Source organism: Adhaeribacter aquaticus DSM 16391 (assembly GCF_000473365.1).
GTDB lineage: Bacteria > Bacteroidota > Bacteroidia > Cytophagales > Hymenobacteraceae > Adhaeribacter > Adhaeribacter aquaticus.
Genome location: NZ_KI421517.1, coordinates 406,836 through 423,188 on the forward strand (window position 1 = coordinate 406,836; position 16,353 = coordinate 423,188).

Here is a 16,353-nt window from a genome sequence, read left to right on the forward strand (position 1 = left end):
TTAGAAGTTAAATTGAGCCTGAATGCGCAACAAATTACCAAACTGTCTGTTATTTACTGCTTTGCCGTCACTTGTAGTTCTGTCAGAAATAGTATACTGAGTTACTAACTCAAATGCTGGTATTGGCTGCCACTCTACCCCAATTTCTGTTTCATAAACCTTGCTGTAGCGGGCATCTAATTCGCTTTTCTTCCCGCCTTCGTAATATTGGGCTTTTACAAATGGTATCAGCGTATGTCCTTTTACTTTTAAATTATACATAGCCTGGGCATACCCGCCTTTTAAAGATTTTACTTGAATGGTCCTGGTGGCAGCATCAAACTGAGGACCTTGCCCTACGTTATATTCAGCCTGAAACCCGAGCGGTTGCGGATAAACAACTAAGCTTCCTGCAATTCTTCTGTCATCAAAAGTTCCACCTTTTATTCCGGTCAGCTCTCTGGAAGCAGCTGTTAATTGGTCGGCCGTAACGGTGTATTTCCCGGTATAGGCTTGTATGCCTGGTTCAATTATTTGTCCGTTAGGCAAGGCAATCGGGTAAGAGAAGCGGGTTACGACGTGTTGATTATTATTTGCTTCTTGCTTATTGGTAGTTTGGCCGTTGTATGCCCCTACACCAAATACGCCGTAGTCACCACTGCCTTTCAATCCTTTAGCTATTAACTCGCTAAACCGGGCCCTGATTTTAGCTGGTGCCCAGTAGAAAAACACGCCTAGATCCCGCTCATTAGGTACAGCGCTATTTAATGCATCATTCCGATCTAATGTTAAACGATTCTGACTAGATTGCATGTTTTCGAATCCATAAGGCACCTTACTTTGTCCCACTCTAAACCTGAATTCTTTCGCTTTATCTAAAGACAAATCAAAGTAGGCATCCCGAATCTGGGCAAAGTGAATCAAGGAGCTTCCTGTTGGTGTAGAAGCCAAATCTGGTTGAATATAAATATATACGCGGTCATGAACATTTCCGCTGAATACTAACCGTGCCCGACGAATAAGAAAACCGCCATTTTCACCAACCGATCGGTCATAATCAGTTCTTAAACTCGGATTAGTTTCCAGCAGGCGGTTATAACGTAATTGCACGTAACCTCTTAATGAAATTTTATCGTACCAGTGGGCAGACTTTTTCACCGCTTCCGGCTTAGTATCGGCAATAGGTTTTGGCACCGTGGCCGTAGTTTTGTTTGTAGCTGTTGTATCAATCTGAGAAAAAGCGACTTCTCCTGAAAGCAGGAATACACAAACTACACATAATTTCCGGAAAATAGATTTTCCAAAAACTCTGTTTATGGGTGAGAACATAAACGAATTTTAAGGTTAATATTAAAGTTTAGTTTTACGCTAACAGGCTGATTTAGTCAGAATCACCCCATTTTTTTAAACAGCTACCCGATATTTTACTCCTGGCAACTTTGAAAAATTATTAGTTAGTCTCTCCTAATAATTTCACGCTGCAAAACTACCTCCTTAATATTATCTGAATATTACGCCATGTTGCCCCAATGTTAACAAATTGTTAACCTTTTATACTTTTACAAAACCCCAAATAATCTTTTCCTTTTTTCTGGCAGAGTTAGCTGATAACATTTTTATGATAGCCTTACAAAAACCAACAAATAAAAATTTAATTATACATTAACTCAAAAAAGCATAGGCAAAATTGAATAATTCACTTAAGCTACCTGCTTGGAAAGCAAATATTATGAAGGTATATATAAGCTACTACTATAATCAGGGCCATAGAACCTTACCGCCCCAGGTTCTGATGCATATATACCTGCATTAACCGCTTTAAAAATTCGTCTGTTTTAATGGACACCCCTATTTGGCTGTTAGGAGCCTTACCCGCATCAACTATGGTATAACCTTCATCATCTACATACATAAAAGCTGGCTTCGTAGTAAATAAATCGGGCCAAAGAACCATGCCAACGGCCACCGCATCAAATAATGTTGGCGTTTTTTCATACCCCCAAAGTGTCTTTAAGCCAACTAAAGCATTAGTAAGCGGAGACTGCCGTAATAGTATTTGCTTCTGCCTGGCCTCATCCCATTTTACAAAGGTGGTTACATCTAATCCGGCATAAACAATAGGCACGCCTGCCGAAGTATATGCTTTAGAAGCCGGAATATCTACCCGCACATTCCATTCTTTATCAATTTTAGGACTACCATTATACCCAATGTAAAAGGAGCCAAACATAGCATAAATATCTTTAGCCAGTTTTAGTGCTCCCGGATCTTTTTTAAGCACGTCCTGCATGTTCTGCACCGGCCCTACTGTAATAATAGTTACCTGATTCGGATATTTACGAAGGTTCTCTATTATAAAATCAACAGCATTTTGTTTAATGGGCTTCACTTTATTAAATCCTTTAGCATAATAATATTGCTCAGAATAAGGGGCCGGCTTTCCCCAAGGATCATCTGTGGCCCTCCCTACTGCCACCGGAATTTTTTCTTGACCAGTTTCATATAGCATTTTACAGGCTAATTCGGCCCGATCCCTTGTTCTGCCATAGGCTGTAGTAATACCCAATATTTCTATTTCCTCCTGACTAGCTAATAATAAGGCCAAAGCATAAGCATCATCAATATCATCTCCTAAATCACAATCAAAAATTACCTTCTTCTTTGCAGCTGCATTAGTAGCAGTTTTGGTTTGAGCTAACACCAGCTGGTTTGTAAAACACAAAATAATAGAAAGGCAGAGTATGCTGAGTTTCATAAGGGACCCTTTTTGTTAGATTTAGAAAAGTTAATAATAGGGAATCTTATACTTCTTTACAAAAGGATTTTGGCAGCCTTACCTTTTGGGAAAATGGATAACCCTAACTGGTCGATAAAAAATTTATGGAGAAACTATTTTATTTAGGTCTTAAAGAAAAGAAATAAGTCAAATATTGTCACTTATTTACCCTGGAGCATGCTATTTGCAGATTAAAAACTATCTTATTACCTTTGCTAAACTTATCAAGAAAGACGGAGGGATATGGCCCATTGATGTCTTAGCAACCCTGGCAAGCAGGGTGCTACTTCCATCCCTTAAGCGGTACACGGCCGTGGGGAAGATGAGATAAACTGATTTTCTGAATCCGAAACCTCACCTAAACATTCTTGATAAGCAAAACTGGCTTTTAAAGAGGCTATTATTTTGCTTGATACATGACTACTGTACAAACTGAAGCGGCAATTACGCCAATTGAAGAAGAGATTAAGAAGCGCATTCTGGTATTAGATGGCGCCATGGGCACCATGATTCAGCAGTATAAGCTGGAAGAGGCCGATTACCGGGGCGAGCGCTTTAAAGATTACCCATCCGATTTAAAAGGTAATAATGATTTACTTTCGCTTACGCAGCCCCATATTATAAAAGAAATTCACTGCCAATATTTTGAAGCGGGCGCTGATATTGCCGAAACCAACACCTTTAGTGCCACTACTATTGGTATGGCGGATTATGGCATGGAAAGCCTGGCCTATGAACTCAATTACGAATCAGCCAGATTAGCCCGCGAAGCCGCTGATGAATTTACGGCCCGCGAACCGCATAAGCCACGCTTTGTTGCTGGTGCTATTGGCCCAACCAACCGCACCGCCTCCATGTCGCCGGATGTAAATAACCCGGCTTACCGGGCTATAACTTATGATGATTTAGTTATTGCTTATACCGAGCAGATTGAAGGGCTGGTAGATGGTGGCGTGGATGCTTTATTGGTAGAAACCATTTTTGATACGCTTAACGCCAAAGCCGCTCTATTTGCCATCGACCAGTACTCGCAGCGCACCGGCAAACGCTTACCTATAATGGTTTCGGGTACTATTACCGATGCCAGTGGCCGGACCTTATCGGGCCAAACAGTAGAAGCCTTCTTATATTCCATTTCGCATTTGCCTTTATTAAGTGTAGGCTTGAATTGTGCATTGGGGGCCAAGCAGCTACGGCCTCATATTCAAACCTTATCTAAATCAGCTAAGTTTTATGTGAGTGCCTACCCTAATGCTGGCTTGCCAAATGCTTTTGGCGAATACGATGAAAGCCCACAACAGATGGGCGAGCATATCCGCGATTTCCTGGAGCATAACTTTGTAAATATTGTAGGTGGTTGTTGCGGCACTACGCCGCCACACATAAAAGAAATTGCCCGTATTGCGGCCGAGTATTCCCCGCGTCAGAAACCACAATTACCCGCCGTACCTAAATACAGCGGCCTGGAGCCTTTAACCATTTTCGAAGGTTCTACTTTTATAAATATCGGCGAACGTACTAACGTAACCGGTTCTAAGAAATTCGCCCGTTTAATCCTGAACGATAATTACGACGAAGCCCTTTCCATTGCCCGCGAGCAGGTAGAAAACGGTGCGCAGATTATTGATATCAACATGGACGAAGGCATGTTAGATTCAGAGAAAGCCATGACGCACTTCCTGAACCTGATTGCTTCGGAACCCGATATTTCGCGGGTACCCGTGATGATTGACTCTTCCAAATGGAGCGTGATTGAAGCCGGATTGAAATGTGTGCAGGGTAAATGTATTGTTAACTCCATCAGCTTAAAAGAAGGCGAAGAAAAATTTAAAGAAGTAGCCCGTAAAGTGCGCAGCTACGGTGCTGCGGTAGTGGTAATGGCTTTCGATGAACAAGGCCAGGCCGATAACTACGAACGTCGGATCCAAATATGTGAACGTGCTTACAACATATTAACTAAAGAAGTAGGCTTTGCACCCGAAGACATCATTTTTGACCCGAATATTTTAACGGTTGCTACCGGTATTGAGGAGCACAATAACTACGCTGTAGATTTTATTAATGCTACCCGCTGGATAAAAGAAAACCTACCGGGCGTAAAAGTAAGTGGTGGGGTAAGTAACATTTCTTTCTCTTTTAGAGGCAATGATACCGTGCGTGAGGCCATGCATACCGCTTTCCTGTACCACGCCATTAAAGCTGGTTTAGATATGGGTATTGTAAATGCTGGTCAGATTGAGGTATATGAAGAAATTCCCAAAGACCTGTTAGAGCGCGTAGAAGATGTACTGCTAAACCGCCGCCCGGATGCTACCGAAAGGATGCTGGAGTTTGCCGAACAGGTAAAAAATAAAGGTAAAGTAGTAGTAAAAGACGAAGCCTGGCGGAATGCGCCGGTTCAGGAACGCCTCACCCACTCTTTGGTAAAAGGCATTACCGACTACATAGATATTGATATTGAAGAAGCCCGTCAGCAAGCCGAACGCCCGCTACACGTAATTGAAGGTCCGTTAATGACCGGCATGAACGTAGTGGGTGATTTGTTTGGAGAAGGTAAAATGTTCTTACCACAGGTAGTAAAGAGCGCCCGCGTAATGAAAAAAGCGGTGGCTTATTTATTACCTTACATTGAAGCTGAAAAACAGCCCGGCGACGAAAGCAGAAATGCGGGCAAAGTGTTATTAGCCACTGTTAAAGGCGATGTACACGATATCGGAAAAAATATTGTGGGCGTAGTACTAGCCTGCAACAACTACGAAATTGTAGACCTGGGTGTAATGGTGCCCACCGAAAAGATCCTGCAAACGGCATTAGAAATTGGCGCGGATGTTATTGGCCTAAGTGGTTTAATTACTCCATCGCTGGATGAAATGGTGCACGTAGCCAAAGAAATGGAACGTCTTAAATTTAATGTGCCATTATTAATTGGCGGTGCTACTACGTCTAAAGCCCATACAGCCGTAAAAATAGATCAGAACTACAGCGGCCCGGTCGTGCACGTTCTGGATGCGTCGCGCAGTGTGCCGGTGGTAGGTAGCCTACTACAGCCCGAGCAAAAAGCTGAATACGCTAAGAAAATTAAAGCCGAATATGAAATTTTGCGCGAGAGCTATGCCAACCGCAAAAAAGACCGCAATTATTTAACAATAGAAGCTGCCCGCGAAAACATGTTCAAGATAGACTGGACGCCGGAATTGGTTTACACACCAAAATATATCGGCACCAAAGTTTTTGAAGAATACCCGCTAAGCGAAATTGTTAACTACATAGACTGGACCCCATTTTTCCAGGCTTGGGAGTTGCACGGGAAATACCCTAAAATTTTAACCGACGAAGTTGTTGGAGCCGAAGCCACGCGCTTAATGAACGATGCGCAGGCTATGCTGAAGAAAATAGTGAAAGAGAAATGGCTGAAAGCCCGGGCGGTAGTTGGCTTGTATCCGGCTAATACGGTTAATTCCGATGATATTGAAGTGTACAACAAAGAGCGCACTGAAATATTGGCTACTTTCCGGAATTTACGCCAGCAAGGTCAAAAAGGCAATGGTGTTCCAAATATTTCATTAGCTGATTTTGTAGCCCCCAAAGAAAGCGGTATACAAGATTATATCGGCGGCTTTGCCGTAACCGCCGGCATTGGCATCGACGAGATTGTGCAGAAGTTTGAAGCTGAACACGACGACTACAGCAGCATTATGGTGAAAGCCCTGGCCGACCGTTTGGCTGAAGCATTTGCTGAATTGTTGCACGAACGCGTGCGTCGGGAATTCTGGGGCTACGCACCGGAAGAACAATTTTCTAATGACCAATTAATCAAAGAAGATTACCAGGGCATTCGCCCGGCACCAGGCTACCCAGCCTGCCCGGATCATACCGAAAAAACAACTTTATTCCAGCTGCTGGATGTGGAGAAGAATACTGGTATTACCTTAACCGAAAGCATGGCCATGTTCCCAACCGCCGCAGTTTCGGGGATGTACTTTGCGAACAAGCATGCCCGCTATTTTGGCTTAGGTAAGATAAACAAAGACCAGGTAAAAAGCTATGCCCAACGAAAAAACATGACCATAACCGAAGTGGAACGCTGGCTGGCGCCAAACCTGGGATACGATAATTAATGTATGAATGAGTGATTGAATAAAGGAGTAGCTTGCAAAATAAACTCTGTTCCTACTCGCTCCTTCAAAATTTACGCATTCAAAATTTAAAAACGCCCTCATTTTATTTAAATGAAAGTTACTGAACATATAAGAAACGCGAAGAGCACCTTATTTTCTTTTGAGATATTACCACCCGTTAAAGGTACCAGCATCCAATCTATTTATGATGGCATAGACCCTTTGATGGAATTCAACCCTCCCTTTATAAATGTTACCTATCATCGGGAAGAATATGTATTTAAAGAGCGGGAAAACGGATTACTAGAAAAGATTTCGATCCGGAAGCGGCCTGGTACAGTAGGTATTTGTGCTGCTTTAATGAATAAATATAAAGTAGATGCGGTGCCCCATATTATTTGTGGTGGTTTCAGCAAGGAAGAAACCGAAAATGCCCTAATTGATCTAAACTTTTTGGGGATTGATAATTTATTGGTGTTACGCGGTGATTCCATAAAAACGGAATCTACGTTCCGGCCTCATCCGGACGGCCATGCTTATGCCTGCGATTTATTAGAGCACGTAGTTAACCTAAACCATGGCAAATACTTGGATGAAGATATTGCCAATCCGCTACCTACTAATTTTTGTCCGGGAGTAGCCGGTTACCCCGAAAAACATGCCGAAGCACCTAACATGGCTACCGATTTAAAATATTTGAAGAAAAAGGTTGACATGGGAGCCGAGTACATAATTACCCAAATGTTTTTCGATAACCAAAAGTATTATGACTTTGTAAACGCTTGCAGAGAAGCCGGCATTAATGTACCAATCATTCCAGGTATTAAGCCACTTACCACTAAAAACCAGTTGAAACTATTACCAAACTTGTTTCACATTGATTTTCCGGATGATCTGGTAAATGCCATTGAAGACGCAGAAACGCCGCAAGGCGTAAGACAGGTAGGTATAGAATGGGCTATTCAGCAATCTAAAGACTTGATGAAATTTGGTGTGCCCTGCCTTCACTTTTATACCATGAGTAAATCGGATGCCGTAGTAAAAATAGCCAAAGAGGTCTTTTAATAACATCTAACTCCTTCACATAAAAAAGCCAATACCCACCCCGGTGTTGGCTTTTTTATTTATTCTTTTTAAAGCTATACCACCTTTTCAACTTTGTTCTGACTCCAGGTAAAAGCTTAATTGGGTAATTCAATTAATTATTGTTGTTAAGCAATATTGCCTGCCTCAATTTCTTCTCTAGTCTTGTAGAACTTACACCTAACTATTTCAAATACTTTGATAAAAAGTAGAATCATTTGGCTTAAAAAAATTTAGCTCTGCATTAATAAAAAGAGAAAGGATTATTTAAAGCTTTTTACTTTCTAATGAGAATAAAAAATATCCAATAAAATTTAAATAATTATAAACTTTCTAATAAATCGATATAATTATTTTTTTTTAAATCATTAAAAATTACCTTTATAACAATTCAAATAAAGTTTTTAATGATTATCGAATCAAAATAATTAAAAACCTTAATAGTGAATGAAAAATAGGAAAATATCTATATAATATAAATCAGATGAATCGGGTAAATATTCTGCTAGGGTTAATTTTAACAGGCTCCACTTGTTTCGCCAAAACTAACGATAACGTTAATACTACTTCTCAGTTAGCATTAGTTTCTTACAGTGTTGATGCCAGCAATATTCCTAACACCTTAACTCCTGCAACTGCTCCTTCAAATAAAAAAGAACTATTAAAAGAGTTAAATCTACGGTTAAAAAATAATCCGGCAGATGAGGAAACCTATTTTGAGCGTGCTCAATTAAAACTAAAATTAAATGATGCTGCCGGGTCCATCAAAGATTTAAATCACCTAATTAAGCTTTCGCCTAACGTGGCTAATTACTATCAGTTACGGGGAGAGGCCAAATTGGTGAAAGAAGATTTTCTGGGAGCGTTATTAGATTTTAACGTTTTGGTTAATACTAACCCTTCCGCCGAGGCTTATACTTTACGGGCTAAATCAAAAGCATTTTTAGGCGATGTACAAGGGGCCATAATAGACAATACCCAGGCTATTGAGTTAGATAAGGCCAATTATATAGCTTACTTTAACAGAGCTATGGAAAACTTTTATTTAGAAAAATATTCCTTAGCCGTTACGGATTTAAACCAGGTATTAACCTTAACCACCAGCAATGCCGAGGAAGTATACTATAACTTGGGCTTAGCTAAATATTTATTAGGTGATAAAAAAGGCGCTATGGTTGATTTAGTTAAAGCCGAAGAAATGGGTTACACGGAAGCCTTAGCAACAATTAAAGCTTTAAAGAAATAATCATCGGGTTGTTTCCTGCTGTTATAGAGAGACATTAGCAGGTAATATAACCCCAGCGTCCATACATATTAATAGTTCAACATAATTAAAAGGCAGATAAGGAGTATTCTTTATCTGCCTTTTTACTTCCTAATTCAGGGCTTTTCTTAAACCAACTTCTTCTAAAACAGTTATCTCTATTCCCGTATAAGGAGCTAATATTTTTATGGCCTGTAACATAACAGTTCATACTAAGGGAAGAAAAGAGAAAGAGGGTTAAATAAAGTAAATTAGATATGAAGAAGGTATTAGTGGCTTTAGGAATTCTATTAAGCCTTTTAGTTTTGGCGGGAGCATTGATATTTTATTTTATTCCGCGTGAGAAATTATTACCCTACGTTACGCCAGAGGTGAAGTATGTAACGGTAACAAATGCCATTATAGGTGATACTACGGCTACCATGGATGTACAATTAGAGGTTACCTCCAAACTAATCCCTGTATTTGTAGATAGTATTGTTTATAATTTTCATGTGTATAATCAAAGCCTGGCGCAGGGAAATCAGAAATTTTCTCCTGATTCTAAAGTGGGCAAGGTTCAGACGTTAAGCATTCCTGTTAAAGTAGAACATACTAAAGCGCAGCCATTAGTAAAACAACAAATAGCTGACGGCAAAAAAATACAGGCTAATGTAGAAGCCCATTGCCGATTACCTCTTGTGGGTATAAGGCGTTTTAATTTTAGCCGCGAAGTAGATATGGCTGTTCCGGTAATGCCAGGAACCGATATTATAAGTGCGAAATAATCTTTTATAAAAAGACACAAATCAGCGCACATTTGCCTAAAAAAAACAATAATCAGAAATTTAAACAGCATAAGTGGTATTGTAGATAAAGTAAAAGATGCTTTAGATTAATTAATCAACCTTGATAACTAGTAAAGCCCTGACTTTTTCTCATAGATCAGGGCTTACTTTTTATAGTAGCAACTTTACAAATTTGCTTTTCAATATTTAGGCTTAAATTTTACTTTTTGAACAGGCTTTTGTTAGTTGCAAGTATAATAACAGTAGGTTTATCTCTAAACTGCCCTTTATGCTAGAAGAATTCCTGGAGCGAGCCATTCCCAGTAAAGAACTGATTTTTCTCACCGGTCCTTTCATTTTTATTTATGTGTTATTGGTAGCCATTTTAGTCAGTTATTTAAAAAAATACCGGCAGGTCCGCACGCCCTATACCCGTAAAATATTTCACTTTTTAATATTTTCCACGGCCGGTGTGTTCCAATTCCAGTTTGGTTTGCCGCTGGTAGTTTTATTTGGTTCTATTGTAAGTTTATTTGTGCTGGGAGCAGTATTAGCTGGTGAGGGATTTGTTTTTTATGAGGTAATGGCCAGAGAAACTGATCGACCGTATCGCACCTTATTCATTATAATTCCTTTAATTACTACAGCTCTGGGGGGTGTTCTGATAAATATGTTCTTTGGCCAGTTTGCCTTTATTGGCTACTTGGTAGGTGGTTGGGGCGATGCCGTAGGCGAACCAGTAGGCACCCGTTGGGGCAAACATCGCTATGCCGTGCCTTCGCTTATGGGTGTGCCAGCGCAGCGTAGCCTGGAAGGTTCTGCCGCGGTGGTGGTAGTAAGTTCATTAGTTGCTTTTGCTGGCTTCTTTTTTTTAGGCTATCCGGTTCTCACGGCCTTAGGAACAGCTTTGTTATGCGGCATTGGAAGTGCCGCCGTAGAAGCGATCAGTAATCATGGGTTAGATAATTTAACTATTCAGGTAGCAGCTGCTGGTATTGCTTATGCTGTTTTAGCTTAATTTTTTTGTTTCAAGCTATTTCATTCCTGTAGTAATTTTTACTTATTTATTAATATTGTAATACTAACGATTACCAACTTACAACTATAAATTGTAGATTAGTCGCTGATTTCTTTTAAACATACACACACCACATGAAAAACTTTTTCCGTGTACTAACCCTTACCCTAACTTTAATTGGTTACATGACAATTTCTGACACCACAGCAGCTACACCACCTGCAAATGATGGCAAATTTTACGAAATGCGTATTTATTATGCAGCGCCCGGTAAATTAGAAGATTTACAAAGCCGTTTCCGGAACCATACCACCAAAATTTTTGAAAAGCATGGTATGACCAATGTTGGTTACTGGGTGCCGGTTGAAAATACAGATAATAAATTAATCTACATTTTATCGTATCCGAGCAAAGAAGCCCGTGATGCCTCCTGGAAGGCTTTTGGTGCTGATCCGGAATGGCAGGCCGTTGCCAAAGCTTCGGAAGCGAATGGTAAACTGGTAACTAAAGTCGACAGCTGGTATTTGGAAACAACGGGTTATTCACCAGCCGTTAAAACCACTGGAAACAAAAAAGACCAACGGATATTTGAATTGCGCACTTACACCGCTTCGCCGAATAATGCTGACAATTTACACGACCGCTTCCGGAACCATACCTTAAAAATGTTTAAGAAGCATGGCATGTCCAGCATTGGCTACTGGAAACCAACCGACAAAGACAGCGACAAAAACAATATGATTTTATATATCCTGGCTTATAAAAACCGGGATGCTGCTACCGCTTCCTGGAAAGCGTTCCAGGGCGATTCAGCTTGGGCCGCTGCTAAGAAAGCTTCGGAAGAAAAAGGCGGAGGCTCCCTTACCAGCAAAGTAGAATCTGTTTACATGACACCAACTGATTACTCTCCTATTAAATAAGTAGTTGGTTTCTAGCTGGTAGTTAAACCAGAATCAGCAATAAAGTTTAGATTATTATTTAAATATAGCTGCTTCCGAAAGAGGCAGCTATATTTGTATTATAGCACCCATTATTTCAGTCTAGTACTGAGTTAACGTTTTATTGAGAACCTATTTTTATGTCTGCTGAAGCGTATAAACAATTTTTGTCTGGTTTAGTACAAACCCAGCTTCCCCCCCAAGGGCAGAACTGGCTGGAGAAACAGTTAAATCAAATTAAATCAGAGAAAGAATTTTACCTCGCGTTTAGTATGGCTCCCCGGTTCACAGGCAAGAAACAACTAATACTTACCGAGGAGGAGCTTCAGCAGGCAACACAACTACGAGAAGGTTTTAATCCTAATAATTGGACTGTTGATCAGGTAGCCAGAACGCTATTGGTTCTCGCCATTCCACACCAGACTCCGGAACAATTTATAGCCATCCTTAACAAAATATTTTCAACCGCCGACCTAGGGGAACTGACTGCTTTATATGCTGCCTTACCTTTATTGCCTTACCAAGAGCTCCACGTGAAACGGGCGGCAGAAGGTGTTCGCACCACCATGACGCAAGTGTTTGATGCGATTGCTTTAAATAACCCCTACCCGCACGATTATTTACCAGAGGAAGCCTGGAATCAGATGGTTTTAAAATCAGTGTTTAATGTAAGACCGTTGTACCAGATTTACGGCTTAGATGCCCGTCGGAATGAAACCTTAGCGCGTATAGCTATAGATTATGCGCATGAGCGCTGGTCAGCCAACCGGACCCTTACGCCAGAACTATGGCGTTTAGTAGCACCCTTTATTAATGGAAATAATCTTGCTGATGTACAACGCTTACTTAAAAGCTCTGAGCAAATCCAACTGCACGCAGCGGCTCTTGCCTTAACCGAAAGTAATTTACCGGAAGCTCAACATATATTAGCTCAATACCCTGAGATAGTTAAGGGTATACAAGAAGGTAAAATCACCTGGAATTTAATTGGAAAACAATCTTATTCTTAATTTAGAAGTAATAATCTTTAAAATTAACAAAGAAGAAATATGTTATTTATAGATCCACACGTACACATGACCTCTCGCACCACCGATGATTACGAAGCAATGCGTAAAGCCGGTGTGGTAGCCATGATTGAACCTGCCTTTTGGATGGGCCAACCCCGCACCGAGGCTGGCACTTTTAAAGATTATTACAGCCACTTAATTGGTTTTGAACGGTTCCGGGCCAGCCAGTTCGGCATTAAACATTATTGTACAATTGGCCTAAATTCCAAAGAAGCCAATAATGAGCCTCTGGCCGAAGAAGTAATGGAATTATTACCCTTATTTGTCATGAAAGAAGGTGTGGTTGGGATAGGAGAAATTGGCTATGACGACCAAACTGCCGCTGAAGACAAATATTACCGTTTACAATTGGAATTAGCCAAAGAAGTAAACCTGCCGGTACAAATTCATACCCCGCACCGTGATAAAAAGACAGGCACCATCCGCAGCATGGAAGTTGCCCTGGAACACGGTTTGGACCCTGCCTTGGTAATTGTGGACCATAATAATGAAGAAACAGTAAAAGAAGTACTGGACAGAGGCTTCTGGGCAGCTTTTACCATATACCCGCATACTAAAATGGGTAATGAGCGCATGACAGAAATTGTGAGGCAGTATGGCCACGAGCGCATCATGATTAATAGTGCTGCCGACTGGGGCATTAGCGATCCTTTAGCGGTACCAAAAACAGCCCAGCTAATGTTAGAACGGGGTATCTCAGAGGAATCTGTGCACATGGTTACTTACCAAAATGCACTGGCGGCTTTCGGGCAAAGTGGGCAAATGCAGGAAAGCGACTGGCTGGAAGTTACCCCAATTGACCAGAGCCAGAAATTTTCCGGTAATTCTATTTTACGTGGCGGACAAACTCCCCGTGTTGATACCGGTGAAAACAAAAACGAATCCAATATTATCCGATAGTCCCGCTACATGAACCGAATATACGCGCACCTGGTGCTGATGCGTCCTGCCAACATTATTACTGCTATCGCCGATATTATGCTGGGTTTTGCCGCATCGGGTTCCGTCATGATGCTGCTAGAAAGTAATAACATTCAAATTGGGAGTCCGCAGTTGCGTTTGCTCTTTTGGCTTATTTTAGCCACCATCGGATTATATGGTGGTGGTGTAGTTTTTAACGATGTATTTGACGCCGACCTGGACCGGGTAGAACGGCCGGAGCGTCCAATTCCAAGTGGGGCTGCCTCGCGTACCAGCGCAACAGTACTTGGTGCTCTTTTATTAATTGGGGGTATTGGTGCCGCTTTCCAGGTATCTATGCTTAGTGGTGCCCTAGCAGTAATTACGGCTATTCTGGCGCTAGTATATAATGCCTTAGCTAAGTCCCATCCTATTCTGGGCCCGCTCAATATGGGTATGTGCCGGGGCTTTAATTTATTACTGGGTTTAAGTGCCGTACCATCGGCCGTTCAGGTTTATTGGTATATGGCACTTATCCCTATTGTTTACATTGCAGCCATTACAGTTATTAGTCGCGGCGAAGTACACGGGGGGGATAAAAGAATTTTAAAAGGTGCTTTTTGCTTGTACTTAGTAGTGATTGCCGGAATATTCATCCTGGACCGATTGCAGCAATATAATCTATTATATGCTTTACCTTTTTTAGCTTTATTTATTTACTTTATTTTTCCGGCATTACTACAAGCCATTAAAACCCTGGAGCCGCTTCATATTCGCTTGGCAGTAAAAGCAGGTGTAATAGCCCTTATTGTAATGGATGCCACCATTGCTGCCGGATTTGCCGGCTGGCAGTATGGCTTAATTGTATTGGCCTTATTTCCAATTTCCCGCTTTCTGGCCAAGCAATTTGCAGTTACTTAAATAATGGCGCAACAGAAATTATTTATTTTAATTTTGTCTAAAAAATGAGCATGAATAACGCTTATTTTATACTTAGTTTTGTACTATAACTGGTATGGCTTTTGAGTTATACGTTATAGTTTTAGCGCTTTAAAATTAAATGCAGATAGCTCCTATTTACCAACAGTTTCAGATAACCTTTAAATATACCGTTCATTTTACCGAAGGCTTATTTAATTTATCTAACCCCCTACTTCGCAATGTAATATTAGAGGACCGTACTGAGGAGGCCCCTAAAGTACTTTTTGTTATCGATCATCACGTAGCAGAAGCTGTACCGGCCTTGGTTTCGGACATTCAGGCTTACTCTCAGCAAAATGCTGATGCTTTCCAATTAGTAACAGAACCAGTTATTATTCCGGGAGGCGAACAATGCAAGAATGATCCAACTTATGTGCAACAGGTTTTAGATATTATTAATGATCATGGCATAGATCGCCACTCTTATATAATAGTTATTGGGGGTGGTGCTATTTTAGATATGGTTGGTTATGCCGCTTCTATTGCGCACCGGGGCATCCGTCATATTCGCATACCCACTACCGTATTGGCCCAAGACGATTCAGGAGTTGGGGTAAAAAACAGCATCAATGCTTTTGGTAAAAAAAATTTCCTGGGCTGTTTTACACCGCCCAATGCCGTTATTAACGATTTTAACTTTTTACTAACCCTCTCCGATCGCGAATGGCGGGCAGGTATTGCCGAAGCCATAAAAGTAGCGTTAATTAAAGATGCTTCTTTCTTCCAGTTTATTCAGGAAAATGCTGCAAAGTTGGCGCAGCGCGATATGGCCGCTATGCAATATCTGATTCGGAGAAGTGCCGAAATGCACGTCCAACACATTGGCAGCGGCGACCCCTTCGAGAAAGGTTCGTCCCGACCGTTGGATTTCGGTCATTGGTCGGCGCATAAAATTGAACCATTGAGTAATTACCGCATTCGGCACGGCGAAGCAGTTGCCATGGGTATTGCATTGGATTCAGTTTATTCTCATTTAATAGGCTGGCTAACCGAAGCAGAGGTAAACCAAATTATTTCGGTTATCAAAGCATTAGGTTTTGAGCTGTATGCAACAGAAATGACGTCTCACTTAGATGATGCCTCTCACCCCGACAGCTTATTACACGGCTTACAGGAATTCCGGGAGCATTTAGGTGGCCAGTTAACCATTATGCTGTTAGAAAAAATAGGGTACGGAGTAGAAGTGCATGAGATAGATGATAAATTGGTGATAGAAGCTATAAAAAAATTGCAAACCTATTAAAAAGTTTTATTAACCAGGTTTTCTTCTGCCTCCGCTCCAAAAAGAAATAGTCCTTTAACTTATTTAAAAGCCTTTAGCTAAAGATAATACTTATAGTTAAAGGCTTTTTTATTGATTTACTTCCGAAAAACATTTACCTTTTTGCAGCTGCATCCCATTCTTTTTTCTCCGAATTTCAAGAATTCAGGAATTAGAACAACCTCTTTGTTGTATGTT

The 16,353-nt window shown here is 40.9% G+C and carries 12 protein-coding genes and 1 riboswitch; of the genes, 10 read left to right on the forward strand and 2 right to left on the reverse strand.

Going from position 1 to position 16,353, the window contains the following annotated elements; all coding sequences use genetic code 11:
• A complete protein-coding gene (locus ADHAQ_RS0103750) occupies positions 1–1,308 on the reverse strand; it encodes a porin (RefSeq protein WP_084523724.1) in 1,308 nt (435 codons plus the stop codon).
• A 445-nt stretch (positions 1,309–1,753) separates the two neighbouring features.
• Positions 1,754–2,734: a nucleoside hydrolase gene (locus tag ADHAQ_RS0103760; RefSeq protein ID WP_026461795.1), complete on the reverse strand. Its 981-nt coding sequence runs from the start codon at positions 2,732–2,734 to the stop codon at positions 1,754–1,756.
• Positions 2,735–2,973: 239 nt separating this feature from the next.
• A riboswitch (SAM riboswitch) is annotated at positions 2,974–3,084 on the forward strand.
• Between the two features lie 87 nt (positions 3,085–3,171).
• On the opposite strand from ADHAQ_RS0103760, the gene metH reads away from it, so the two are divergent.
• From metH to ADHAQ_RS0103815, 10 genes are all read left to right on the forward strand, one after another.
• A complete protein-coding gene (metH, locus tag ADHAQ_RS0103765; protein WP_034256558.1) occupies positions 3,172–6,873 on the forward strand; it encodes a methionine synthase in 3,702 nt (1,233 codons plus the stop codon).
• A gap of 111 nt (positions 6,874–6,984) precedes the next feature.
• Positions 6,985–7,938: a methylenetetrahydrofolate reductase [NAD(P)H] gene (metF, locus tag ADHAQ_RS0103770; RefSeq protein ID WP_026461797.1), complete on the forward strand. Its 954-nt coding sequence runs from the start codon at positions 6,985–6,987 to the stop codon at positions 7,936–7,938.
• A 502-nt stretch (positions 7,939–8,440) separates the two neighbouring features.
• The gene (locus ADHAQ_RS0103775; RefSeq protein ID WP_026461798.1) at positions 8,441–9,202 is read left to right on the forward strand and encodes a tetratricopeptide repeat protein; all 762 of its coding nucleotides are present in this window, start codon (positions 8,441–8,443) and stop codon (positions 9,200–9,202) included.
• Positions 9,203–9,477: 275 nt separating this feature from the next.
• On the forward strand, positions 9,478–9,987 hold the full coding sequence (locus ADHAQ_RS0103785) for a hypothetical protein (protein WP_026461799.1): 510 nt from the start codon (positions 9,478–9,480) through the stop codon (positions 9,985–9,987).
• Between the two features lie 289 nt (positions 9,988–10,276).
• The gene (locus ADHAQ_RS0103790) at positions 10,277–11,005 is read left to right on the forward strand and encodes a diacylglycerol/polyprenol kinase family protein (RefSeq protein ID WP_245590569.1); all 729 of its coding nucleotides are present in this window, start codon (positions 10,277–10,279) and stop codon (positions 11,003–11,005) included.
• Positions 11,006–11,139: 134 nt separating this feature from the next.
• Entirely contained in the window at positions 11,140–11,925 is a 786-nt protein-coding gene (locus ADHAQ_RS0103795) for an NIPSNAP family protein (RefSeq protein ID WP_026461801.1), read from the forward strand.
• Positions 11,926–12,083: 158 nt separating this feature from the next.
• A complete protein-coding gene (locus ADHAQ_RS0103800; RefSeq protein ID WP_026461802.1) occupies positions 12,084–12,953 on the forward strand; it encodes an EboA domain-containing protein in 870 nt (289 codons plus the stop codon).
• Between the two features lie 39 nt (positions 12,954–12,992).
• The gene (locus ADHAQ_RS0103805; RefSeq protein WP_026461803.1) at positions 12,993–13,913 is read left to right on the forward strand and encodes a TatD family hydrolase; all 921 of its coding nucleotides are present in this window, start codon (positions 12,993–12,995) and stop codon (positions 13,911–13,913) included.
• 9 nt (positions 13,914–13,922) lie between these two features.
• Positions 13,923–14,834, forward strand: a complete 912-nt coding sequence (gene eboC, locus ADHAQ_RS0103810; protein WP_026461804.1) for a UbiA-like protein EboC — start codon at positions 13,923–13,925, stop codon at positions 14,832–14,834.
• A 145-nt stretch (positions 14,835–14,979) separates the two neighbouring features.
• On the forward strand, positions 14,980–16,137 hold the full coding sequence (locus tag ADHAQ_RS0103815) for a 3-dehydroquinate synthase (protein ID WP_157433511.1): 1,158 nt from the start codon (positions 14,980–14,982) through the stop codon (positions 16,135–16,137).
• Positions 16,138–16,353: the final 216 nt, after the last annotated feature.

Coding starts and splice junctions, on each gene's coding strand:
- ADHAQ_RS0103750 (WP_084523724.1), bottom strand. CDS start 1,308: ATGTTCTCACCCATAAACAGAGTTTTTGGAAAATCTATTTTCCGGAAA.
- ADHAQ_RS0103760 (WP_026461795.1), bottom strand. CDS start 2,734: ATGAAACTCAGCATACTCTGCCTTTCTATTATTTTGTGTTTTACAAAC.
- metH (WP_034256558.1), top strand. CDS start 3,172: ATGACTACTGTACAAACTGAAGCGGCAATTACGCCAATTGAAGAAGAG.
- metF (WP_026461797.1), top strand. CDS start 6,985: ATGAAAGTTACTGAACATATAAGAAACGCGAAGAGCACCTTATTTTCT.
- ADHAQ_RS0103775 (WP_026461798.1), top strand. CDS start 8,441: ATGAATCGGGTAAATATTCTGCTAGGGTTAATTTTAACAGGCTCCACT.
- ADHAQ_RS0103785 (WP_026461799.1), top strand. CDS start 9,478: ATGAAGAAGGTATTAGTGGCTTTAGGAATTCTATTAAGCCTTTTAGTT.
- ADHAQ_RS0103790 (WP_245590569.1), top strand. CDS start 10,277: ATGCTAGAAGAATTCCTGGAGCGAGCCATTCCCAGTAAAGAACTGATT.
- ADHAQ_RS0103795 (WP_026461801.1), top strand. CDS start 11,140: ATGAAAAACTTTTTCCGTGTACTAACCCTTACCCTAACTTTAATTGGT.
- ADHAQ_RS0103800 (WP_026461802.1), top strand. CDS start 12,084: ATGTCTGCTGAAGCGTATAAACAATTTTTGTCTGGTTTAGTACAAACC.
- ADHAQ_RS0103805 (WP_026461803.1), top strand. CDS start 12,993: ATGTTATTTATAGATCCACACGTACACATGACCTCTCGCACCACCGAT.
- eboC (WP_026461804.1), top strand. CDS start 13,923: ATGAACCGAATATACGCGCACCTGGTGCTGATGCGTCCTGCCAACATT.